We start from the raw sequence: 857 nt of genomic DNA, 5'->3' as shown, positions 1-857 counted from the left end.
CCATTCTTGGGAAAGAGGCTTAAATGAGCATACAAACGGACTAGTTAGGCAATATTTTCCTAAAACACAAAGCTTTTTAGATACGACTTCCAAGGATATAGAAAGGGTGGAAACTTTACTAAATAACAGACCTAGAAAGGCTCTCAACTTCGAAACTCCACTAGAAGTGTTTACGAGATTATCTACAAACATGCTATGCTCGGGTGCACAATAGATGTTTTTTCAAGTATTTATATGTTCTTTTTTGTGCACTTCAAGGTTGAAAGGGCCCTGAATAAAAATATCTTTGGTTTTTTTTGGCCGTTCAATTAGGTGTTTCTGTTGCATCTAGTAAAACAACTTCATAAGACATATCGTTTTTTAATAAAGCTTTACGCCCAGGAATTGCAAAATCAGGGTGCTTAATCAGCACTTCTTCTATCCAACAAATACTCCGATAGCAAGCACTTATCTGAAATATGATAGGATGCTGCAACAGGAAAATAGGTTCTATATTCTCTTAGAGCCTGTTTAAAATCTTTTCAAAAGTAGAGCAATAAAAGCAAGAACCACCATATTCAGGCTTGTATGTAGTTTTCTTTCGCAATATCTCCTGCACACTCTTTGCAAATTTTTCTCCAGAATATCCTCCGTCTGCTAAAACATTTTTTACACCGAACAAATTGTTTTTATGTAGTGAAAATGCTTCATATCCTTTCTTCTCCGCTGTATCAGTATTTTTAACACTTTGAGCATCAATAATTACAAAGCTTGTTTTCTCTTTCCGACCACTGCTTTTTCTGACCTCGCCAACTAATTTTTTTTAAAACTATTTCAAGAATACTCTTAGAATTTTTATCATCTTTTTATTCCAAAGA

Annotated in this window: 2 protein-coding genes and 2 pseudogenes; 1 reads left to right on the top strand and 3 read right to left on the bottom strand. The window is 34.3% G+C overall.

Features of this window, described 5'->3' with window-relative positions; all coding sequences use genetic code 11:
* The coding region (locus RHOW815_RS09550) for a transposase (RefSeq protein ID WP_502757473.1) at positions 1-214 on the top strand (214 nt) is incomplete at its 5' end.
* Positions 215-268: 54 nt separating this feature from the next.
* Here the strand turns inward: RHOW815_RS09550 and RHOW815_RS08370 are convergent.
* The 3 genes and pseudogenes from RHOW815_RS08370 to RHOW815_RS09540 form a co-directional block, all read right to left on the bottom strand.
* Positions 269-503: pseudogene (locus tag RHOW815_RS08370) on the bottom strand (helix-turn-helix domain-containing protein); the annotation flags it as partial.
* Positions 500-661, bottom strand: a complete 162-nt coding sequence (locus RHOW815_RS09545) for a hypothetical protein (RefSeq protein WP_215217817.1) — start codon at positions 659-661, stop codon at positions 500-502. The pseudogene RHOW815_RS08370 and the gene RHOW815_RS09545, both read right to left, overlap by 4 nt.
* A 27-nt stretch (positions 662-688) precedes the next feature.
* A pseudogene (locus RHOW815_RS09540) lies at positions 689-802 on the bottom strand (IS5/IS1182 family transposase); the annotation flags it as partial.
* Positions 803-857: the final 55 nt, after the last annotated feature.

The sequence above is a fragment of the Candidatus Rhabdochlamydia sp. W815 genome (assembly GCF_018642185.1).
Taxonomy (GTDB): Bacteria; Chlamydiota; Chlamydiia; order Chlamydiales; family Rhabdochlamydiaceae; genus Rhabdochlamydia; species Rhabdochlamydia oedothoracis.
This window is presented reverse-complemented; position numbering and strand designations above follow the sequence as displayed.